This is a genomic window from Shewanella sp. DW31 (assembly GCF_015767295.1).
In the GTDB taxonomy this organism is placed as follows: Bacteria; Pseudomonadota; Gammaproteobacteria; order Enterobacterales; family Shewanellaceae; genus Shewanella; species Shewanella oncorhynchi.
Genome location: NZ_JADWMP020000004.1, coordinates 132,360 through 148,680, shown reverse-complemented (window position 1 = coordinate 148,680; position 16,321 = coordinate 132,360). Strand labels below are relative to the sequence as shown.

The window sequence follows — 16,321 nt, the reverse complement described above, 5'->3', positions numbered from 1 at the left end:
TCGCTTTACTCGCACTCACTCACCACGCCCAATAACGCTGAAGAACGAGTGTAAGACGTGCCGCTAATTCAACTTAAAGCTAAGCACACAGTAACTGATCACCATTTCTTTTTCGGCTGAAACAGCATGTCGATATCATCTTCTTCATTCTTAGGTCTAGGAGCACTGGGTTCAGATTGTTTCTGTGCGCCCATAATCTCATCAAGCAATTGTTTAGCCTCATCCACTTTACGACCAATGAAAGGGTCATTAGGCGTTTGTGCCTTAATAGCGTGCAATGTCGATAGTGCTTTAGTCACCATTTGTTTTGATGAACCATATTGCTTCATAAAGCTGGCCGCGCGGGCACGAGAAAGCATAGAATCGACATTAATTCTGAGCTGTAAACTGTCGATGCGGCTTTCTTCTTGAGCAAAAATGCTCGGATCGACTTTACCTTTATTATGCTCGGCTCTGAGTATCGCCTTTAATTTTTTTAAGGTTTGAACAAGCGCTAAAATTTGTTTGTCATTATCGGGTAGTCTGAAATTCTCAATTGGAGGAGTTTGAGGCTGGCCAGACTGTAAGCTTGTTATTTGATTATTGATATCGGCTAGGCGGCGTTGGTAGTCTGACTGTTGTTGGCCATTACTGATCGCTGTTGCAGACTGCAAGGCATCTTGTACACGCCGGTACAAAACCAACACTATATTCGTGCTACAAGGCATCATTCCTGTGTTTGATAACACAGTTTCAGTTTCATCGATAATTGCTCTTTGACGGGCAAATTCAATGCGACGCTCAGCCTCTACACGTTCTTTTTGTTGCTGTAATACGTTAATTCCGATAACAAGCAGTAAAAGCGCACCGATGAGGATCAGAACCAAGGTGAATGACATAGATGTTCCATTATTTATCCAATTGAGCTAATGCTACAATAAATCAATAAACTAGCATAGTTATCTTAGCCTAGGTTATCATTTCTGTCGTATGAATCTGTAGACTTGTGCTCTATATTCCTATTTGCTTTAATTTTTACTATATACTATAACGATTGATTATAGCTGAGAGTGCTTTGAGGGCTCAGTTGTTAATGGCATTTTGCGTGTTTGAGACAAGGAAATAAGATGAAACTGCAACAACTCAGGTATATTGCTGAGGTCGTAAAACATAACCTCAATGTATCGGCGACAGCTGAAAACTTGTATACCTCTCAACCTGGGATCAGTAAACAAGTTCGTATGCTTGAAGATGAGTTGGGGATCCAAATATTTGGTCGTAGCGGTAAGCATTTAACCCATGTCACACCTGCGGGTTTGCAAGTGATCAGCATTGCCAATGATATTTTAGGTAAAGTTGAAAGTATCAAAAAAGTGTCTGAAGAATATACTAAGCCAGATCAAGGTGAGTTAAATATTTCCACAACAGATACTCAGGCACGCTATGCATTACCGACGATAATTCGTCAGTTTATTGATCGCTATCCTAAAGTGAACTTGCATATGCACCAAGGGACACCGTCGCAGATCAGCGAACAGGCAGCTCGCGGTGATGCAGATTTTGCTATTGCGACCGAAGCAATGCATTTATATTCAGATCTGATCATGTTGCCTTGTTACCACTGGAACCGCTCTATCGTTGTGCCAAAAGACCATCCTCTTGCGACCCGCAATCAAGGCAGCTTGATTAGTATCGAAGATTTAGCCCGTTTCCCCTTAGTGACCTATGTCTTTGGTTTTGATCGTGCTTCTGAAATTGAGAAAGCGTTCAATCGGGCCAATTTAGAGCCGCGTGTTGTCTTTAGTGCGACCAGTGCCGACGTGCTTAAAACCTATGTTCGTTTAGGATTAGGCGTGGGGGTCATCGCGTCTATGGCCATTGATCCAAATGTTGATAAAGATTTAGTCGCTATTGATGCTGGTCATTTGTTTGCCCACAGTACGACTAAAATTGGTTTTAGGAAGGGCAGTTTCTTGCGCAGTTATATGTATGATTTTATTCAGCACTTTGCGCCGCATTTAACCCGTGATGTGGTGGAGAAAGCCGTAGCATTACGGGATCAACAGCTCATAGATGAAATGTTTGCCGATAAAAATCTGCCAATGCGTTAACTTGGATGATTTACAAACATAAAAATGCCGCTAATAAAAGCGGCATTTTTATGGGTTTAGCGATTAAGATAAATCGACTTTATCCATCTCGAGTTGCGCAAGGGCAATAACTGCTTGAGTGCGGTTGCGAACGCCAAGTTTTCTAAATATGGCGGTAGCGTGCGCCTTGATGGTTGCCTCAGACACGCCAAGATCGTAGGCTATTTGTTTATTTAATAAACCTTCGGCAAACATCTGCAACACTTTATATTGTTGCGGCGTGAGATCGGATAACTTGCTGGCCATTTTATCAATGGCATCGTCATTGATAGCAATAATCTCAGTGCCTTTAGGCAACCAAATATCACCGAATAACACTGCACTTAGCGCCTCTTTTAGGGTTTCCATTGAAGCTGATTTAGGGATAAAACCACTGCTGCCATAATGAATCGCACGGCTAATGGTATTGATATCCTCGTGGGCTGAAATCACCACAACGGGTAACTCAGGATAATGTGAGCGTAGGTGGATAAGTGTGGAGTAGCCGTGGGACCCCGGCATCTGCAGATCTAACAGTACAAGATCGTAATCGACGCTTCGAACATCCAATACAGATTGCAGTGCGTCAGCACTGTCTGCTTCAAACCACTGTGCATGTTCGAAAGCGCTGGTCAGCGCTTGACGTAGTGCATTTCTGAACAATGGATGATCGTCTGCGATAATAATATTTAAGTTTTCTAGCTTCATGGCTTTTATGATTATGTTCGGTGCGCGTGAAGATTGAACTCAATGTAACAGAAAAGTAATCAAGGATCCTATTGCTTTATTCAGGAATAAGGACAAAATTTTGATATGTTTCTGGTTGTTAGACTTTGGTCGGTGTTTTACAAGGAAAAAGATGGACCGTATCGTTTCAATTGAAAGCCCGAAAGTACGGGCTAACCTATACTTTAAAATCGTCTAAAAACTACCCATATGTCCACACTTTTGTGGGATTTCGTTGTTCGTCAACCGCAACAAAGGTGAACACACCACGTATGGCATGCTCTCGATGGTCTTGATACATGTCTTCGACATAGATGTTGACTTCAACTTTTAATGACGTATTACCTACATGGATCACACGAGCGATGAGTTCTGCTAGTGTGCCTGCTGGGATAGGCTTTTTAAAATCAATTCTATCGGAACTCACTGTGACTAAGGTTTTACGGCAGAAACGAGTTGCCGCAATAAAGGCTGTTTCATCCATCCACGCTAAAGCTTCGCCACCAAATAACGTATTGTGATGGTTGGTGATTGAGGGGAATACTGCTTTAATCACACGCGCTTCTGAGGAATCAATTCGAGTTTGAATCGCGTCAGGAAAAGGTGTTTCAGCGGCTTCGATTCGTGAGGTATTTTCGGTGTTTGTGGGCATGGGGGTAAGCGACATACAGCAACCTAAGGTAATGCAGCAAAATAAGCTCGAATTATAAAGATTTATGGTGGTTAAAGATAGAAAACTACAGGCTTTAACCTGCAGTAGGCATATGACTGAGGATAATGTCATGCTTCCAATAAAAAAACCGAAATGAGATCGGTTTTTTATTGGACGATTTATTTTACTTCAGATTTATTTGGTTAACAGTGCTTTTCTTTCGCGGGAAGCCGCTGCGAGCTTACGTAGCAGAATTTCAGAGTCGTCCCAATGTAAGCAGGCGTCTGTGATACTTTGGCCATAACAGAGTGGCTGGCCTTCAACGACTTTTTGATTACCTTCTTGTAAGAAGCTTTCAGCCATAATACCTGCGATGGCAGTGCTGCCAGCACGCATTTGAGTCATAATTTCATCGGCGACCATCAGCTGTTTGAGATGGTTCTTCTCACTGTTTCCGTGGCTGAAATCGATAACCATACGTTGAGTTACCCCAACAGAGGCAAGTTGTTGACGTGCTTTTTCGATGTCTTCGGCGTGGTAATTAGGCGTTTTGCCGCCGCGCAGAATGATATGACCAAATGGATTACCGTGGGTGCGATAGACCGCCATAGCGCCATCTTTATCCGGTGAATAGAAAACATGTGGTACTTGTGCGGCACGAACTGCATCAACGGCAATATTGATGTTCCCATCAGTACCATTTTTAAAACCAACGGGGCAAGACAGTGCCGAAGCCATTTCACGGTGGACTTGGCTTTCCGTAGTACGCGCACCAATAGCGCCCCAAGTAATGAGATCCGCTATGTACTGACCGTTCACCATATCTAAAAATTCGGTGGCGATAGGCAATTTTAATTCAGTGATTTGTTGCAGCAATTCGCGGGCAATGCGTAAACCTTTGTTTGGTTCGAAACTGCCATCGAGATCGGGATCTGAAATTAATCCTTTCCAACCGACAATTGTACGGGGTTTTTCAAAATAGACGCGCATTAAGATACACAAGTCATCTTTCAATTCTTGGTGTAACGCGGCTAAGCGTTGAGCATAATCTAATGCCGCTTTAGTATCGTGGATTGAACATGGGCCTATGATCACCAATAGACGTTGGTCTTCACCCATAATGATGGCTTCGACTTCACGACGTTGCTGAACCAGATAATCGGCTGCATCTTGAGTTAATGGGAACTCAGATGCCAGTTGCGCAGGTGAGATGACTTTTGCTAATAAGGAAGTGCGTAGTTCGTCTGTTTTTATGGTCATTCAAAATACCGAGCTTGCGTGCGGCGCTTTTCGCCAGATTGCCTCGGATTATAACGAATCGAACCGAGTTGCACAGTGCCAATTGCGTTAATTGTCGGCAACTGTGCAATGAATTTGATTTAAGTTAGTTTCTTTTAGACTAAATTCACTCGGTTTCTTTTGCTGATTTTGGCTTATTAGGCTTAGAACATATGCCGTTCTAGGCCCGTGACATCTAATATTTTAGTGGCAATTTCTTCCACGGAATGATTAGTGGTGTCTATGTAAGGAATGCGTTCGCGTTTAAACAGCATTTCCACTTCTTTGACTTCTAAGCGGCACTGTTTGAGCGATGAATAGCGGCTATTCTCCATTCGACTCTGACGGATTTCATGTAAACGCACGGGATCAATCGTTAAACCAAACAGTTTTTTCTTATTGCGTTTCAGTGCTTCAGGTAATTTAAGGTTATCCATATCATCTTCGGTGAAAGGGTAGTTTGCCGCTTTTATGCCGAACTGCATTGATAAATACAGGCTCGATGGCGTTTTGCCACAGCGAGAGACCCCAAGTAAAACCAGATCGGCTTGATCCATATGTTTCATGGTCTGGCCATCATCGTTATCCATGGCGAAATTAATGGCATCAATACGCGCTTCATAGCCGTGATTCGCTTTTCCATGGGTTCTATGTACAACTGGAGAGGCAGAAACACCTAAATGTTGTTCGAGTGGGGCCACAAAAGTATTCAAAAAATCATAATCAACCCCTTCACTCGAGTAGATGATGTCGCGGATCTCGGCTTTTACGATGGAATGGAATACTAACGGCCGCTCACCTGTTGTAATAAAACAATCATTAATTTGTCGCTTAACTTGCTCCGCTTTCGTCAATGTTTCGACAAATGGAATCGTAAGTGACTCAAATTCTAATGGAAATTGCGAGAGAACCGCATGACCAAAAACTTCAGCTGTGATCGCTGTCCCGTCGGAGATATAGAATACTTTTGGTGCCATACTGACCTCTTGTAGTAATAAAATTACAAATAAAATTATAGATTTACGCGTGTTCGACAGGAGTGTAAAATGCCGCTGCCCTCGTGTGAAGGGGCCACTGAAATAAACTTGCGGAGATAGAACTGTGCAGCAATACGTACTCTGGTATCAAGAATTAGGCATGGGTGACGTCAACTTGGTTGGCGGTAAAAATGCTTCTCTAGGCGAGATGATCAGCAATCTGGCCAATGCCGGTGTTCAAGTACCTGGCGGATTTGCGACAACTTCCCATGCGTTCAACGAGTTCCTTGAACAAAGCGGAGTTAACCAGAAGATTTATGACATTCTAGCCACACTGGATGTAGATGATGTCAATGCGCTGGCTAAAGTAGGTGCACAGATCAGACAGTGGGTTATCGACACTCCATTTCAACCAGCATTAGAGCAAGCGATTCGTGAAGCTTACGATAAACTTGCCGCTGAAACTAGCGAAGCGTCATTCGCGGTACGTTCTTCTGCAACAGCCGAAGATATGCCAGATGCCTCTTTTGCGGGTCAGCAAGAAACTTTTTTAAACGTAAAAGGATTTGAATCCGTACTGACAGCGATCAAGCATGTGTACGCTTCACTCTTTAACGATCGCGCTATTTCCTACCGTGTGCATCAAGGTTATGAGCACCATGGTGTTGCCTTGTCTGCTGGCGTACAACGCATGGTTCGTTCAGATAAAGCGGCTTCAGGTGTGATGTTCACTATGGACACTGAATCTGGCAATAACGATGTGGTGTTTATCACTTCATCTTTTGGTCTGGGTGAAATGGTTGTTCAAGGCGCGGTAAACCCAGATGAATTTTATGTTCATAAACCTATTTTAGCCTTAGGTCACAAGGCTGTTGTGCGCCGTAATATCGGTAGCAAGCTCATCCAAATGGTGTATTCAGATGATGCTGCTCACGGCAAACAAGTCAAAATTGAAGACGTGACTGCTGACAAACGTCGTCAATTCTCTATCAATGACGCTGAAGTTGAAGAATTAGCCAAACAAGCCATGGTGATCGAAAAACATTACGGTCGTCCAATGGACATCGAATGGGCAAAAGACGGCAACGATGGCAAATTGTATATCGTTCAAGCGCGTCCAGAAACGGTTCGTAGCCGTGAAGATGTGCAATTGATTGAACGTTATCACTTAAAGAGCCGTGGCGCTGTGATCTGTGAAGGTCGCGCTATTGGCCATAAAGTGGGTACTGGTGTCGCCAAAGTATTAACGTCAATTGCCGATATGGATCAAATCCAACCTGGTGATGTGTTAGTGACTGACATGACAGATCCAGATTGGGAACCTATCATGAAACGCGCGAGCGCCATCGTCACTAACCGTGGCGGTCGTACTTGTCACGCGGCGATTATCGCCCGTGAATTAGGTGTGCCAGCGGTGGTGGGTTGTGGTGACGTGACTGACCGTATCAAGAATGGTCAAATCGTGACTGTTTCTTGCGCCGAAGGTGACACTGGCTTTATCTACGAAGGTAAACAAGAGTTTGAAGTGATTTCAAACCGTGTTGACTCTCTGCCTGCATTGCCAATGAAAATCATGATGAACGTGGGTAACCCTGATCGTGCATTTGATTTTGCCCGTTTGCCAAACGAAGGCGTGGGTCTAGCGCGTTTAGAATTCATCATCAACCGTATGATCGGCATCCATCCAAAGGCACTGCTCGAATTTAATCAACAGGATGCAGCGCTGCAAACTGAAATCAACGAAATGATTGCTGGTTACGAATCACCCGTTGAGTTCTACATTGCCCGTCTAGTTGAAGGTATTGCGACTATCGGTTCAGCTTTCTATCCGAAGAAAGTGATCGTACGTATGTCAGACTTTAAGTCTAACGAATACGCAAACTTGGTTGGTGGTGACAGATACGAGCCGGAAGAAGAGAACCCAATGCTGGGCTTCCGCGGTGCGAGCCGTTATATCTCTGAATCCTTCCGTGACTGTTTTGCCCTTGAGTGTGAAGCGATCAAACGCGTTCGTAATGACATGGGTCTGAAAAACGTTGAAGTCATGATCCCATTCGTTCGCACAGTGAAAGAAGCTGAGCAAGTGGTCGGCCTGCTCAAAGAGCAAGGTTTAGAGCGTGGTAAAGACGGTTTACGTGTCATCATGATGTGTGAAGTGCCTTCAAACGCCCTGTTAGCAGACCAATTCCTTGAGCATTTCGATGGCTTCTCTATCGGCTCAAACGATTTAACTCAGCTGACACTCGGCCTTGACCGTGATTCAGGTATCATTAGCCATTTATTCGATGAGCGTGATGAAGCCGTTAAAATGCTACTTTCATTAGCGATTAAAGCGGCTAAAGCGAAGGGCGCTTACATAGGAATTTGTGGTCAAGGTCCTTCAGATCACGCTGATTTTGCCGCTTGGTTGGTAGAACAAGGCATAGATACAGTGTCATTAAACCCTGATACTGTGATTGATACTTGGTTGTATTTAGCCGAAGCGCACGGTTGATCTAGATAGTAATTTTATAAACTTGTTAAAAAAGCCGCTTTTTAGCGGCTTTTTTTTGTTTATAATGGCGCCATAACGATAATTGACAGAAGCCATCTATGCTACCCCTGCTATCACATCAACAAACATTAGAGCCAGTGTATTTGGCATACCTTGATGCACTGGAGCAAAGTGAGTATTCCGGTGATATAGACAAACGTTACAGCGCCCGTTTAGTGCAAGCAACGGACAACTCTGTATATCAATTTTTGCCTCAAGCTGTGTTATATCCTAAAAATCAGCAGGATATCCAAATTGCATTGACACTGGCAGCTACGGACGCATTTCGCAGCGTGACCTTCAGTGCGCGGGGCGGTGGTACGGGCACCAACGGACAATCACTGACCCATGGTTTGATTTTGGATGTGTCGCGTTACATGAACCGTGTTCTCGAAGTGAATGCTGAGCAAGGTTGGGTTCGAGTCGAAGCTGGCGTGATTAAAGATGCGCTTAACGATGCATTGCGTCCCCATGGATTCTTCTTTAGTCCCGATTTATCCACTTCAAACCGCGCCACTATTGGTGGCATGATCAATACCGATGCCTCGGGTGCAGGCTCACTGGTCTATGGTAAGACGTCAGATCACGTGCTGGCGCTGCGTAGCGTGTTGATCGATGGCAGTGTGCTGGATACGCATCCCCTAGATGCGGGACTACTGTGTAACCCAGATAATGTCAGTGATAATCCGCTGGGGCAGAAACTGATTTCTGCTGTGGCGGCGGTATGCCGCGAAAAGCGAACTCAGATAGAAAACCAATTTCCTAAGCTCAATCGTTTCCTCACTGGCTATGACTTAAAACATGTGTGGAACGACAACCTGACGCAATTCGATTTATCACGAATTCTGACGGGCTCAGAGGGCACGCTTGCGGTGATAACCGAAGCCAAACTTAATCTCACCCCGCTGCCAACTGAGCGCGCTATGGTGAACATTAAGTACGATTCGTTCCAATCGGCATTGCGTCATGCGCCATCCTTAGTTGCCGCGCGGGCGACTGTGGTTGAAACCGTCGATTCAAAAGTGCTTAACTTAGCCCGTGAAGATATTGTCTGGCATTCAGTGGCTGATCTTATCCAAGAAGTGCCTGGTAAAGTTATTGATGGCCTCAATATGGTCGAATTTGCAGGTGACACGGTCGAGGTTGAGCAAAAGCTCGCGAGTTTGGAAGCTGTGTTAACTGAGCAGATCAGTAAAGGCGAGTGCGGTGTATTGGGTTACCAAGTGACGCAAGATAAGCCGAGTATCGAAAAAATCTACGGCATGCGCAAAAAAGCCGTTGGTTTACTCGGCGCCACTAAAGGTCGCCGTAAGCCCATCGCCTTTGCAGAAGATACTGCGGTACCGCCCGAAAAACTCGCCGATTACATTATGGAGTTTCGCGCGTTACTCGACGGGCATAATCTGCAATACGGTATGTTCGGCCATGTGGATGCGGGCGTGTTGCATGTTCGTCCAGCGCTCGATATGTGCGATGTTGAAGATGAAAAATTACTGCGAGTCATTTCTGATCAAGTCGCGGCACTGACGCTTAAATACGGCGGCCTAATGTGGGGCGAACACGGTAAAGGTGTGCGCGGTGAATACGGTCCAGCTGTCTTTGGTGATGAACTTTTCGGTGTATTGCAAGATATCAAAGGTTTGTTCGACCCTGATAACCGACTAAACCCCGGCAAGCTGGTGGCGCCTAAAGATACAGGCGCCCTCTATTACGATGTTGACAGTGCTAAGCGCGGTCAGTTTGATCGACAAATCCCCGTTGATGTGCGTGATGCGTTCCCCGATGTGATGAATTGTAACGGTAATGGCCTGTGTTTTAATTACAGTAGCTATTCGCCCATGTGCCCATCGTTTAAGGTGACGGGTGACAGAGTGCAGTCACCTAAGGGGCGTGCAGGGCTCATGAGAGAGTGGCTAAGACTGCTTGAGGCTGAAGGGGTTGATGTTAATGCCCTCGCAAAAGCGAAACCTTTTGGTATATTGCAGCGCATACAAAATACCATTAATGCCAAACGTGATTATGATTACTCCCACGAAGTGATGGAATCGCTTAAGGGCTGTTTAGCCTGTAAAGCCTGCTCTGGACAATGTCCGGTCAAAGTGGATGTGCCTAAGTTTAGGGCGCAGTTCTTCAATATTTACTATCAACGCTATTTAAGACCCGCGAAAGACTATCTCGTTGCAGGGATTGAAGATAGCTTACCATTGATGGCTGCGGCACCGCGTCTCACTAATTTTGTCGCACAAAATCCATTGAGCCAATGGGTGATTAAACAGGCGATTGGTTATGTGGATGCGCCTGCGTTATCTGTGCCGACTTTGAAGCAAAGACTCGATAGTCATGCAAGCCGCGGTTACGACTTAGCTGCGTTGCAAGCGATTCCTGAAGAGAAGCGCTCGCAGTTTGTGTTGGTGGTACAAGATCCTTTTAACAGTTTCTATGACTCAGGTCTTGTGCTGCGCTTTATCCAATTGATAGAAAAACTCGGCTTAAAGCCGGTGTTATTGCCCTACAAACCCAATGGTAAGCCAACACATATCAAGGGATTTTTAGGTAAGTTTGCTAAAACGGCGCAGTCGAGTGCAGACTTTTTGAACCAAGTCCATAAACTGGGCATGCCCATGGTAGGCATAGATCCTGCCTTAGTCTTGTGTTATCGCGATGAATACCGTGAAGTCTTAGGGGCTAATCGCGGTAATTTTGAGGTTAAGTTAGCCAACGAATGGCTACTGAATGTCATCAAAGATTTACCTGCAAAAGCTGCGCAAGATAAGCAATATACTTGGTTTAGTCATTGTACCGAATCGACGGCCAAGCCAAATACCGCCAATGAGTGGACTAAAATCTTTGCCCATTTTGGCGCTAAGTTAACCGCAGTCAATTTAGGTTGTTGTGGTATGGCGGGAACTTATGGTCATGAGGCGGAAAACCTCGAGCGCTCTAAGGCCTTGTTTGATATGTCTTGGCAGCAAACGCTAGCGAAAATTGAGCAGCCGCAAGTGTTAGTGTCTGGCTATTCGTGCCGTAGCCAGGTAAAACGTTTTGCGGGTTACAAGCCAAAGCATCCACTTGAGGCCTTACTCGAGTTAGCAAATATTTAATAGTGTTTATGCCGTTTTGATTGCGCTAGTCAGATCGTAATTATCCTCACTGGTATATCCCAGTGTTGAATGTCACACTAAAGCCAGCCGCAAGGTTGGTTTTTTTATGGATGATGGAGGCCTAGATGGAAAAGATGACTGACAGTATTCAGCACACACTCAAACAATTCGCCGCCGATAGTAAGCTAACCTCGGTTGCGCCATTGTGCAGTGAAGCCCCATTGTTTGACATTAACGCCTTGGGTGATTGGACCTATCTAGGCACATCGCTGCCAGCAAAGTTTGCTAAGTTGTTCGCCAGTATTTTACATTGCATTGATGATGAGTATTTCTTAATTACCCCAGTGGAGAAGGTGCGAGTGCGGGTTGAAGATGCTCCCTTACTGATTGTCGATTTCGAGCGAGCGCAACCCCATTCGCTGCTCAATGTAAGAACCAGTATTGAAACACAGCACCATAAAGTCGATATAAAACAGATGAAGCTCACCGATGACAGTGTTTATTTGCCGCTTGAGCGCGGTTTATGGGGCAAATTAGGTCGGGCCTGTTACTATAATTTTGTGAATGAATTCAATTTATCTGATCTAGATGAGGAATGAGCTCGTAGGTTAATCACATAATTTGCTGTGGTCTAAGCTAGTTTATTATGGGTTAAGTGGTAGTATTAAAACTAACTCTGGGTTCCTATGATGGCGTGCAGAGTAAGTGAAAACGCGTTAAACCTTTGCTGTAGGAGGTGCTGTTTGAATCGTCATGAAAGCTTAGGCTATCTTGTATCCCACTTAAATATCGAGCTGCAAAATGAGCTTGATCTGCATCTTAAGCGATATCAACTCGATATAAAACTGTGGCCTGTGCTGTTTGCTTTGTGGCAAGAAGAGGGCATAAGCCAAACTGAATTGTCTAAGCGTTGCGATGTGGCAAATTACACTATGACGCGCTTACTCGATCAGTTGCAGGTGCAAGGTCTTATTACTCGCCATCAAGAAGTCGATAATCGGCGTGCCTTCCAAATCTTTTTGACCGATGAAGCCAAAGCATTAGAGCAAGATCTTATTTGCGAAGCTGAGCGGGTCAATGAAAAATTCCTGTCAAATCTTAGTGAAGATGAACAGCAGACATTCATTTTACTATTAAATAAAATCAACCGCTTGGCTTGAAATTTTGAATCTAATGGGTATGGCGGAAAACTGTGGTTTAGCCGTTTTTACTTCTATCTGTATGTGGTTATCTCAATTCATTTTCCCAGTTTAATCCCATCCACTATGCCTCACTCTGCGGGATTAAACTGGTTTGATTAATTTAAGTAAAGTGCAAAGACGCAAAGCAGACTTACGGCTATCACTGAGTGCTGTAAATAACGCCGGCTGGCTAATAAATTCTCTTTGCCTTGTTTTAGGCTAGCGACGAGTCTATGTTGCTTATAAATTCGGCACATTAACTCATCGGTTTGGGGATCGATAAGCAGTTCAAACTTGCAAGGTGCGCCATCTTTAAGCTGAATGGTATGCTCGCTTTGAGGTTTAAAGTTAAGCTTGTGCGACACCATCTGGCCATTAACGAAGACCCGCTCTAAACCACTCCAATTGCTGGCTTGCAGTTCTACCACATCTTGGTTGAGATCATATTTGAAACGGATCATAGCGCTATCCTGTGCTGGGACCTGATAGACTAATTCAAGCAGACAAATATGACGTTTTCCAGCGTGATTAAATGAATATTCTGTGTCGAAATTAAAAGCGCGGCTAAACCATGAGCTTAGTGATAGATTAAATTTTAGATAACAAAAAAGCGACCAGAGGTCGCTTTTTTCAATATTTGACGGGCATAAAAAATAATAAACGCGTAGAAAAATTACTGCTTAGCGGCTTCGATAATGGCTTTCGCCATTTCATCAGCCACGGCGCCGGTTGTACGGTTCTGCGCATCGGCTTGGCTGAATATTTTCAGCAGCGTGTTGTAAATTTCTTCTACTTTAGCCGTCGATTTTGCTGCGTCGTAATCTTTTTCGAACGACACGTTGATAATGCCGCCTGCGTTAATCACATAGTCTGGCGCGTACAGTATGCCCATTTCTTTCAGTTGTTCACCGTGGCGTACTTCGGCTAATTGGTTGTTGGCACAGCCAGCAACAATTTTGGCTTTCAGTTGCGGTAAGGTTGCATCGTTTAAGGTTGCGCCAAGGGCACAAGGGGCATACACATCCACATCTTGCGCGTAGATTTCTTGAGGCGCGACAACAATGGCACCAAAGTCGGTAGCGACTTTGTCTAATGAGGCTTGATGAATGTCTGTAACAATCAGTTCTGCGCCTTCGTTATGCAAGTGTTTGCACAGGTAATAGCCAACGTGACCGACGCCTTGAACGGCGATTTTAAGGCCTTTAAGGCTGTCTAAACCAAGTCTATGTTTAACCGCAGCTTTGATGCCTAAATAAGTGCCAAGGGCTGTGAACGGTGATGGATCGCCACTTTTACCTTCAAGACCCGCCATATAAGGGGTTTCTTCATGGGCGATCATAATATCAGCCGTAGTAGTGCCAACATCTTCCGCTGAATAGTAGCGGCCGCCTAGGCTATTAATCAAACGGCCAAAGGCGCGGAACAGCGCTTCGCGATCTTGTCTTTTCGGATCGGCAATGATCACGGATTTACCACCGCCCATGGTTAAACCTGCTAGGGCATTTTTATAAGTCATGCCACGAGAAAGGCGTAATACGTCAGTCAGGGCTTCATCATCCGATTGGTAGTTCCACATCCTACATCCACCCACGGCAGGACCAAGGTTAGTGTTATGGATGGCGACAATGGCCTTTAAGCCACTTTCTTTATCATGACAGAATACAACCTGTTCATGTTCGTCAAAGGATACATGATTAAATACAGCCACGTGAATTTCTCCGCTATACACAATGAAAAAGCCGACGAGGTGAGCCTCTATCGACTGCTTGTTATATTTATTGCAGAACCATAGCATTTAGCGATACTCTCAACCATGCATAATGACCGAATAAATACATTATTTGTGGCAATTTAGCTTTCCACTTTACGTAAACGTAAGCTTTACGATTAAGAATGGATTGTACTGAATTTAACGTAACGAATAGAATGAATCGCGCACTGATCCCAAGAATTAGGCTCGCGTTATAACAATAAGATAGGACGGAAGTATGACTGAACAAGCTGTCGACCAAACTCAACAAAATTTATCAGCTGAAGAAATAGAAAAGCTGCGTCAAGAGTGGGTCAGAACTCAATTTCAAAAAGCCAATCGTTTTCTCGCTGAAAAAGGCGTGATCCCAAGCAAAGTCCTAGCCGATGAAAGCCGTTATCTTGCGCCTTATATGGCGATTTGGAAGATGGAATCAAAGCGTCCAAGCAACAAAACCTATTGGGTGATGTCAGGTGATTTACCGTCGGATTTTGTCGATGTGAAAGTGGCGGCTACGGCCCGTGATGCCGTGCGTCATTTCTCTATGATGTGGCAAATGCAGGCGGAAAACTTAGTGCGTTCGGGTGCAACCCGTGATGCCACTCAGGCTAAATTTGCTCAACTATTAGTATCGCGTGCCGAGAGTTTATATCGTATGCACAACGACGATAAACTGTGGAATGCTTAAACTCAAATGAGTTGAGGATTGTATTTAGATAGTATTGAGTTAATACAGTCACTTGTGTTGATTGATACTGATAATTGAAATAACAATAAGGCACTCAGTTGAGTGCCTTTTTTATATTGACTTTTATGTTGATTTCCTATGTTAAGAACAAGGTCATCGAACAAAGTCGATAGGGCTTATTCTTCGCTGTCGCTCAAGTAGTAGAAACCTTGATTGATGAGTTTCAACAGTAAGGCTTGGACTTCTTCATGCTGACATATTTCAGTCGCTTCATCGGCGTTTAAGCTGACGTTATCGCTCAACTGTGCGATTACGTCTGCCGGTGTTTGGGGCAGTTCGTGTACATCACCATTGATGAATAATCGCGGCGTGGCGTCATTTTCAAGGCGCAATACTTTCAAACCACCGATACGGCTCACTCCAGCACCTTGGGCGAAGGCATCTTGCAAATCTTCAATGCTGTAAGCTTCTTCGCCTTCACACAAATCAAGTTCGAAACGGTTTTGACTGAGTAGCTTACCTAACACGATTTGGTAGCTATTGGGATCTTGGCTCAGCTGACTCAAGAGTGACATTATGCCCACTTGATGATCTTGGCTGACGATACCGGCTGAACTCGGTTCAGTTTGCGACGTGAAACGCTGCTGACCTAAGTTATTGTCGAGCAAATAATCGGCGACTTCACTGACCAATTCTTGCTGGCTAGGAGCACGGAAACCAATCGAGTAACTCATTGCCACAGTTAGGGTTTCGCCGCAATGCGGGAAACCGGGTGGAATATAAAGCATGTCGCCTTTTTCTAACACTACATCGATAATGGGCGTAAAGTCCTCAACCAGCGGCGAGTTGGGATTGCCACCGCGGCGTTGTTGCGGGGTATTGTCACCCACGGTCCAGCGACGCTCACCTTCGCCTTGAATGATAAATACATCGTAGTTATCGACGTGCGGGCCGACACCGCCACTTGGGGTTGCAAATGAGGCCATCAAGTCATCGAAGCGCCAGTCAGGTAAAAAGCGCAGCGCTTCAACTAATGGCTGCGAATCAGGATACCAATGGTTGACTGCTTGCACTAATAACTGCCAATGGGTTTCGCCATAGCTGTCGTAATCTTCAAACGGACCTTGCACTACTTCCCAATCATTGTCTTTGGTGACAACGATGCGTGAAGAGATTTCTTCTTCACAGGCAAGGCCTGCTAGTTCGTCGGCGCTGATAGGATCTTCAAATTGCGGAAATGCTTTTTTGATCAACAGGGGTTTCTTTTGCCAGTATTCACTAAGAAACTGGGCGATATCGAGATTGAGTGTATACATAGTGTTAAAAA

The 16,321-nt window shown here is 44.7% G+C and carries 14 protein-coding genes; 6 read left to right on the top strand and 8 right to left on the bottom strand.

Annotated elements, in window-relative coordinates; genetic code table 11:
• Nucleotides 1-98: 98 nt before the first annotated feature.
• Nucleotides 99-878 carry a flagellar motor control protein ZomB gene (gene zomB / locus GWI56_RS05280; protein WP_028759720.1) on the bottom strand — a complete coding sequence of 260 codons (780 nt, stop codon included), beginning with the start codon at nt 876-878 and terminating at the stop codon, nt 99-101.
• A gap of 228 nt (nt 879-1,106) precedes the next feature.
• Here zomB and cysB point away from each other — a divergent pair, with 228 nt between their 5' ends.
• A complete protein-coding gene (gene cysB, locus GWI56_RS05275; RefSeq protein WP_028759721.1) occupies nt 1,107-2,090 on the top strand; it encodes an HTH-type transcriptional regulator CysB in 984 nt (327 codons plus the stop codon).
• Nucleotides 2,091-2,153: 63 nt separating this feature from the next.
• Here cysB and GWI56_RS05270 read toward each other — a convergent pair whose 3' ends face one another.
• The 4 genes from GWI56_RS05270 to GWI56_RS05255 all read right to left on the bottom strand — a co-directional run bounded on the left by GWI56_RS05270 (nt 2,154) and on the right by GWI56_RS05255 (nt 5,741).
• Nucleotides 2,154-2,816: a response regulator transcription factor gene (locus GWI56_RS05270; protein ID WP_028759722.1), complete on the bottom strand. Its 663-nt coding sequence runs from the start codon at nt 2,814-2,816 to the stop codon at nt 2,154-2,156.
• A gap of 220 nt (nt 2,817-3,036) precedes the next feature.
• The gene (locus tag GWI56_RS05265) at nt 3,037-3,501 is read right to left on the bottom strand and encodes an acyl-CoA thioesterase (RefSeq protein WP_198572322.1); all 465 of its coding nucleotides are present in this window, start codon (nt 3,499-3,501) and stop codon (nt 3,037-3,039) included.
• A 180-nt stretch (nt 3,502-3,681) separates the two neighbouring features.
• A complete protein-coding gene (locus GWI56_RS05260; RefSeq protein WP_198572321.1) occupies nt 3,682-4,746 on the bottom strand; it encodes a 3-deoxy-7-phosphoheptulonate synthase in 1,065 nt (354 codons plus the stop codon).
• Nucleotides 4,747-4,928: 182 nt separating this feature from the next.
• Nucleotides 4,929-5,741 (bottom strand): pyruvate, water dikinase regulatory protein, encoded by an 813-nt coding sequence (locus GWI56_RS05255; RefSeq protein ID WP_028759725.1) that lies wholly within the window; start codon nt 5,739-5,741, stop codon nt 4,929-4,931.
• A gap of 124 nt (nt 5,742-5,865) precedes the next feature.
• Here GWI56_RS05255 and ppsA point away from each other — a divergent pair, with 124 nt between their 5' ends.
• From ppsA to GWI56_RS05235, 4 genes are all read left to right on the top strand, one after another.
• Nucleotides 5,866-8,235: a phosphoenolpyruvate synthase gene (ppsA, locus tag GWI56_RS05250; RefSeq protein ID WP_028759726.1), complete on the top strand. Its 2,370-nt coding sequence runs from the start codon at nt 5,866-5,868 to the stop codon at nt 8,233-8,235.
• Between the two features lie 98 nt (nt 8,236-8,333).
• Nucleotides 8,334-11,375, top strand: a complete 3,042-nt coding sequence (locus GWI56_RS05245) for an FAD-binding and (Fe-S)-binding domain-containing protein (RefSeq protein ID WP_198572320.1) — start codon at nt 8,334-8,336, stop codon at nt 11,373-11,375.
• A 125-nt stretch (nt 11,376-11,500) separates the two neighbouring features.
• On the top strand, nt 11,501-11,974 hold the full coding sequence (locus GWI56_RS05240) for a DUF1285 domain-containing protein (protein WP_105252680.1): 474 nt from the start codon (nt 11,501-11,503) through the stop codon (nt 11,972-11,974).
• Between the two features lie 144 nt (nt 11,975-12,118).
• Nucleotides 12,119-12,535 (top strand): MarR family transcriptional regulator, encoded by a 417-nt coding sequence (locus tag GWI56_RS05235; RefSeq protein WP_028759729.1) that lies wholly within the window; start codon nt 12,119-12,121, stop codon nt 12,533-12,535.
• A gap of 137 nt (nt 12,536-12,672) precedes the next feature.
• Here GWI56_RS05235 and GWI56_RS05230 read toward each other — a convergent pair whose 3' ends face one another.
• Entirely contained in the window at nt 12,673-13,017 is a 345-nt protein-coding gene (locus tag GWI56_RS05230) for a hypothetical protein (protein ID WP_011789104.1), read from the bottom strand.
• A 212-nt stretch (nt 13,018-13,229) separates the two neighbouring features.
• Nucleotides 13,230-14,264 (bottom strand): Glu/Leu/Phe/Val dehydrogenase dimerization domain-containing protein, encoded by a 1,035-nt coding sequence (locus GWI56_RS05225; protein WP_028759730.1) that lies wholly within the window; start codon nt 14,262-14,264, stop codon nt 13,230-13,232.
• Nucleotides 14,265-14,544: 280 nt separating this feature from the next.
• Between GWI56_RS05225 and GWI56_RS05220 the strand changes: the two genes are divergently transcribed.
• A complete protein-coding gene (locus tag GWI56_RS05220; protein WP_011789106.1) occupies nt 14,545-14,994 on the top strand; it encodes a DUF4826 family protein in 450 nt (149 codons plus the stop codon).
• A gap of 176 nt (nt 14,995-15,170) precedes the next feature.
• Here the strand turns inward: GWI56_RS05220 and GWI56_RS05215 are convergent, their stop codons facing one another.
• Nucleotides 15,171-16,310, bottom strand: a complete 1,140-nt coding sequence (locus GWI56_RS05215) for a cupin domain-containing protein (RefSeq protein ID WP_014610719.1) — start codon at nt 16,308-16,310, stop codon at nt 15,171-15,173.
• Nucleotides 16,311-16,321 lie beyond the last annotated feature (11 nt).